Raw genomic sequence first — 5638 nt, 5'->3', positions numbered from 1 at the left:
CCCTCAAGGGCGAGTTCGCCGAGGCCAAGTGGTCCGCCGCGACCACCGAGGACGGCAAGGTCCTGGGGCTCGGCACGGACGTCGGCCCCGAGGCCATGTGCTACCGCACGGACCTGTTCAAGCAGGCCGGACTCCCCACGGACCGCGCCGAGCTGGCACAGAAGTGGGCCACCTGGGACGGCTATCTGGAGCTCGGCAGGCAGTACAAGGCCAAGGCCCCGGCCAAGAGCGCCTGGGTGGACAGCGTCGGCAGCCTGTACGCGGTCATGATCGGCCAGGAGAAGGAGCGGTACTACGACGCCTCCGGGAAGCTCGTCTACGCCGACAGCCCCGCCGTGAAGAACGCGTGGGACGCCTCGACGAAGGCCGCGCAGGACGGTCTCAGCGCCAAGCTCGACCAGTGGTCGCCGCAGTGGAACCAGGCGTTCTCGACCGGTTCCTTCGCGACGCTTCCCTGCCCGGCGTGGATGCTGGGTTACATCAAGGGCCAGGCCGGTGACGCCGGCAAGGGCAAGTGGGACATCGCCAAGCTGCCCGGCGGCGCCGGGAACTGGGGCGGTTCGTATCTCTCCGTACCGCGTGCGGCGAAGCACAAGAAGGAGGCGTACGAGCTGATCAAGTGGCTCACCGCCCCCGAGCAGCAGGCCACGCTCTTCACCAGGCAGGGGAACTTCCCCTCCTCGACCGGCGCCATAGCCAAGGTCGCGACGGCGACGGACCCGTACTTCTCGGGTGCGCCGATCGGTCAGATCTTCGGCGACGCGGCCAAGGCCGCGCCCGTGCAGGTGCTCGGGGTCCACGACAAGAACGTCGCCGACCAGATCACCAACGCGCTGAGCGAGGTGGAGCGCAAGGGCACCTCGCCCGACAAGGCGTGGTCCAACGCCCGGAAGGGCGTCGAGAACGCGGTCGGCTGACGCCGGCGGGGGGGTGGGGCCCGGGACGCCCGAGGCCCCACACCGCCGACCGGCACACCCGCTGGCCCACTGCCCCGCCGACCGGCCCGTCCGCCGACCCGCCGACCAGGTGACCCGCTGACCCCCTGACCCGCTGACCAGCCCGTCCGCCGACTCGCCGACCCGCCGACCATCCCGTCCGCCGGAGATGCCGACGCAGCGCGGCGAACCGCACCCGTTCATCCGACTCGAAGGGCCGCACCGTGACCCTGACCGCCTCCGGGCCGACGAAGGCGCCCGTACCGCCGTCGTCGGCCCGGTCCTCCGGACCGGCCCGCCGTCGCAGCCGGGCCGCCCTCGTTCCGTACGCCTATCTCGCCCCGTTCTTCACCCTGTTCGCGGCGTTCGGTCTCTTCCCGCTGCTCTACACCGCCTTCGTCTCGCTCTACCGCGTCGAGCTGCAGACTCCCGGCGAGATGGAGTGGCGCGGATTCGGCAACTACACGGCGCTGCTGACCGACGAATTCTTCTGGACCGCGCTGCGCAACACCTTCACGATCGGTGTGCTGTCCACCGTGCCGCAGCTCGCGATGGCGCTCGGCCTCGCCCATCTGCTCAACTACCGGCTGCGCGGCCGGACGTTCTTCCGTACGGCGATGCTGCTGCCGTACGCGACCTCCGTCGCCGCCGCCACCCTTGTCTTCGCCCAGCTCTTCGGGCATGACTACGGACTCGTCAACTACGCGCTCTCACTGGTCGGTTTCGGCCCGGTCGACTGGCAGAACGGCACACTCGCCTCGCAGATCGCCGTCTCCTCGATCGTGGTCTGGCGCTGGACGGGCTACAACGCGCTGATCTACCTGGCCGGTATGCAGTCGATTCCCGCCGAGCTGTACGAGGCGGCGGAGGTGGACGGGGCGTCCCGCTGGCGGCAGTTCTTCCACGTGACCCTGCCCGGCCTGCGTCCCACGATCGTGTTCACCACCGTCGTCTCCACGATCGGCGCGACCCAGCTCTTCGGTGAGCCGCTGCTCTTCGAGGGGTCCATCTCGGGCGGCATCTCCCACCAGTACCAGACGCTCGGCCTCTATCTGTACGAACAGGGCTGGGGCTTCTTCCACCTCGGACGCGCCGCCGCCATCGCCTGGCTGATGTTCCTGCTGATCCTCCTCCTGGTCGGGGTCAACGCCCTGATCGTGCGCCGCCGTTCACGGAAGGAGAGCCGGGCATGACCACGCGTGTCACCGGCCGTACGGGCCGCGGAGGCCGGATCACGTACACGATCCTGGTCCTCGCCGTCCTCGTCTCCGCCTTCCCGTTCTACTGGACGATCGTCGCCGCCAGCCGTTCCAACGCCGATCTGGCGCAGGTGCCGCCGACGCTGCTGCCCGGCCCGAACCTCTTCCGCAACTTCGAGGCGGTGATGGAGGAGGCGGACATCGGCAAGGCCCTCCTCAACTCCCTCGTCGTCTCCGGCTCCATCACCGTCGGCACGGTGCTCTGCTGCACACTGGCCGGGTTCGCATTCGCCAAACTGCGCTTCCGCGGCCGGGGCGCGCTGCTCGCGATCACCGTCGGCACGATGATGATCCCGCCGCAGCTGGGGGTGATCCCGCTCTTCATGCTGATCGCCGAACTGGGGTGGGTGAACCAGCTGCAGTCGGTCATCCTGCCGGGACTCGTCTCGGCCTTCGGGGTGTTCTTCATGCGCCAGTTCCTGGTCCAGGCCCTGCCCGACGAGCTGATCGAGGCGGCCCGGGTCGACGGAGCCTCCTCGGCTCGGATCTTCTGGTCGATCGTGGTGCCCGTGGCCCGGCCCGGGATGGCGGTGCTCGGGCTGCTCACCTTCATGGCGGCGTGGAACGACTTCTTCTGGCCGATCATCGCGCTCTCCTCGCAGGAGCCGACCGTGCAGGTCGCGCTCCGCCAGCTCGGCGGCGGGTACGTCCACGACCAGTCCGTGATCATGACAGGCACCCTGCTGGGCACGCTGCCCGTGCTGCTCGTCTTCGGCCTGCTGGGCCGGCAGATCGTGGGCGGCATCATGCAGGGCGCCGTGAAGGGCTGAAGGCCGAAGCGCTCCTCCGCTCCGGCTCACCCGCTCCGGCTCACCCGCTCGGCTCGATCCTGCTCGCTCGTACCTGCCGGGCTCGTACCTGCTCGCTCGTACCTGCCTGGCTCGCACCTGCCTGGCTCGCCCTCCCGGCCCTCCGCCCCACACGGGCTCCGCAGACCGACTCGGGCAGCCCTCTCCTTCTCTCCCTCTCACAGGAGGTCTCCGTCCATGAACGCTCTCTTCCCCGACGGCTTCCGCTGGGGCGCGGCGACCGCCGCCTACCAGATCGAGGGCGCCGCCGCCGAGGACGGCCGCACCCCGTCCATCTGGGACACCTTCAGCCGTACGCCGGGCAAGGTACGCAACGGCGACACCGGTGACATCGCCGCCGACCACTACCACCGGATGCGCCAGGACGTGGCCCTGATGAAGGAGCTGGGCCTCACGGACTACCGCTTCTCCCTCTCCTGGTCCCGGATCCAGCCGACCGGACGCGGCCCCGCCGTCCAGAAGGGCCTCGACTTCTACCGCGGGCTGGCCGACGAACTGCTCGACGCGGGGATCCGGCCGGTCGCCACGCTCTATCACTGGGATCTGCCCCAGGAACTCGAGGACGCCGGAGGCTGGCCGGAGCGGACGACGGCGGAACGGTTCGCCGAGTACGCGGGGCTCGCCGCCGAGGCGCTGGGCGACCGGGTCGCCACCTGGACGACCCTCAACGAACCCTGGTGCTCCGCCTTCCTCGGCTACGGATCCGGTGTGCACGCGCCGGGCCTCACCGACGACGAGGCCGCCCTGCGCGCCGCCCACCACCTCAATCTGGCCCACGGCCTCGCCGTCGGCGTCCTGCGCGCGGCCGTCCCCGCCTCGGCGGAGCTGTCACTGACCCTCAACCTCCACGCGATCAGGCCGCTGTCCGACGCGCCCGAGGACCGGGACGCGGCCCGCCGCATCGACGCCGTCGGCAACCGGATCTTCCTCGACCCGGTCTTCCACGGCCGCCTCCCCGCCGATCTGGTCGAGGACACCGCGGAGATCACGGACTGGTCCTTCGTCCGGGACGGCGATCTGGAGGCGATCTCCACGCCGATCGACTCGCTCGGGATCAACTACTACTCCCCCTCCGTCGTCGGCGCCGGCGTCTCGGAGTCCCCCTCCCCGTGGCCGGGCGCGCCGGAGCGGGTGCGGTTCGTTCCCGCGCCGGGACCGCGCACCGCGATGGACTGGCCGGTGGACGCGGACGGCCTGTACGAGCTGCTCGTCCGGCTCCGTGACGAGCTGCCGGAGGTGCCCCTGTTGATCACCGAGAACGGCGCCGCGTACGACGACTACGCCGACCCCGAGGGCGAGGTCCACGACCCGGAGCGGGTGGCGTACCTCGACGCCCATCTCGCGGCCGCGCACCGCGCGATCACCGACGGTGCGGACGTGCGGGGGTACTTCCTCTGGTCGCTGCTCGACAACTTCGAGTGGGCGTACGGCTACGGCAAGCGGTTCGGGATGGTCCACGTGGACTTCGCGAGCCAGCGCCGTACGCCCAAGGACAGCGCGCGCTGGTACACGGAGGTGATCAGGCGCGGCGGCCTGGCCCGCTGAGCCGGGCCTTGCGCCGGGCCTCCCGCCGTGCCTTCCTCGCCAGGGGCAGGTAGCGCAGCCGCTCGGGGAGTACGGGCACCACTGCCCGTACGACCCGGGTGAAGCGGCGCAGTCGCCGCTCCTGGTCGTCGGTCCACTCCAGGCCGAGGGCCTCGCGGGCGTCCGGCGGCATCAGGCCGACGGTGACGAAGGAGCGGAACCGGGTGTACCGGGGCATGATCACCGGCCAGAAGGCCCTGAGCAGCAGCCGCAGCGGGAGGGGGCCGCGGTCGGGCGGCGGGATCTTCTGGTCGGTGGCGACCAGCTCGCGTACGACGGGGGTGGCCTCCACCTCGTCGGCGAGCATCGCGCGGTAGTACGGCCAGAACTCCTCGATCGTCGGGGGCATGTCCCGTTCGTGGATGCCGAGGATGCGGCCGACCTGGAGCCACTCGGCATAGAGCTGCCGTTCCTGCGCCTCGGTGAGCGGACGGGCGAGATAGCGCCGACCGTAGTGGAACACCGGGAAGCCGGTGGCGTGCACCCAGGCGTAGGTGGCGGGGGTGAGCGCGTGGTAGGGGCGGCCGCGGGTGTCGGTGCCCTGGATGGCCCGGTGGAGCCGCCGGACCCGGCGCCCCTCCTCGATCGCCGCCTCGCCTCCGTACACCCAGAGCTGCAGGGAGCGCAGCGAGCGCTCCCCCCGGCCCCAGGGGTCGGTGCGGAAGACGGAGTACTGGTCCACGCCGGCGCCGACGGCGGGGTGGGCGACCTGCAGGGTGAACGCGGCGGGCAGCATCAGAAGCCCCCGGATGTCCCCCGCAATGCCCCAGAGGACCCCGCCGACAGGCGGCGGCGCGGGAGGCCCGGCCGTGTCGGGGGCAGCCCGGCGGTCGGTGCCGGTCATCCCGGTCACCGTCTCGGCGGCCTTGCCGGCGTCCTTCGCTCCGGTCACGTGCGCACTCTCCTCACGTTCTCAGCCTGCCTCGGTCGGGTCGCTGCGGCAAAGCCCGACGAGTTCGGGGCCGGGGGGGGGAAGAAAGACAAAGAGAGGAAGAGCACGAAGAGGTTGGGTGGGGGGGGGTAAGGGGGGAAGGGGGGAGGGCGAAGGGAG

General features: G+C 71.0%; 5 protein-coding genes. 4 read left to right on the top strand and 1 reads right to left on the bottom strand.

From position 1 onward, the window contains the following. The 4 genes from ACFUJR_RS38610 to ACFUJR_RS38595 form a co-directional block, all read left to right on the top strand. The coding region (locus ACFUJR_RS38610; RefSeq protein WP_383451252.1) for an extracellular solute-binding protein at window positions 1-917 on the top strand (917 nt) is incomplete at its 5' end. A gap of 242 nt (window positions 918-1159) precedes the next feature. Next, a complete protein-coding gene (locus ACFUJR_RS38605) occupies window positions 1160-2128 on the top strand; it encodes a carbohydrate ABC transporter permease (RefSeq protein WP_383172879.1) in 969 nt (322 codons plus the stop codon). After that, window positions 2125-2964: a carbohydrate ABC transporter permease gene (locus tag ACFUJR_RS38600; protein ID WP_383172881.1), complete on the top strand. Its 840-nt coding sequence runs from the start codon at window positions 2125-2127 to the stop codon at window positions 2962-2964. Before ACFUJR_RS38605 ends, ACFUJR_RS38600 begins: the two co-directional genes overlap by 4 nt. 216 nt (window positions 2965-3180) lie before the next feature. Then, window positions 3181-4548: a GH1 family beta-glucosidase gene (locus ACFUJR_RS38595; protein WP_383172883.1), complete on the top strand. Its 1368-nt coding sequence runs from the start codon at window positions 3181-3183 to the stop codon at window positions 4546-4548. Here ACFUJR_RS38595 and ACFUJR_RS38590 read toward each other — a convergent pair. Beyond that, complete coding sequence (locus ACFUJR_RS38590; RefSeq protein WP_383172885.1) at window positions 4523-5431, bottom strand: oxygenase MpaB family protein; 909 nt, start codon at window positions 5429-5431, stop codon at window positions 4523-4525. The genes ACFUJR_RS38595 and ACFUJR_RS38590 overlap by 26 nt on opposite strands. Window positions 5432-5638: the final 207 nt, after the last annotated feature.

Source organism: Streptomyces sp. NPDC057271 (genome assembly GCF_042668715.1).
GTDB lineage: Bacteria > Actinomycetota > Actinomycetes > Streptomycetales > Streptomycetaceae > Streptomyces.
This window is presented reverse-complemented; position numbering and strand designations above follow the sequence as displayed.

Bases quoted from the DNA above. Each gene is read 5' to 3' on its own strand.
- ACFUJR_RS38590 (WP_383172885.1), bottom strand. From the start codon at position 5,431: ATGACCGGCACCGACCGCCGGGCTGCCCCCGACACGGCCGGGCCTCCC.
- ACFUJR_RS38595 (WP_383172883.1), top strand. From the start codon at position 3,181: ATGAACGCTCTCTTCCCCGACGGCTTCCGCTGGGGCGCGGCGACCGCC.
- ACFUJR_RS38600 (WP_383172881.1), top strand. From the start codon at position 2,125: ATGACCACGCGTGTCACCGGCCGTACGGGCCGCGGAGGCCGGATCACG.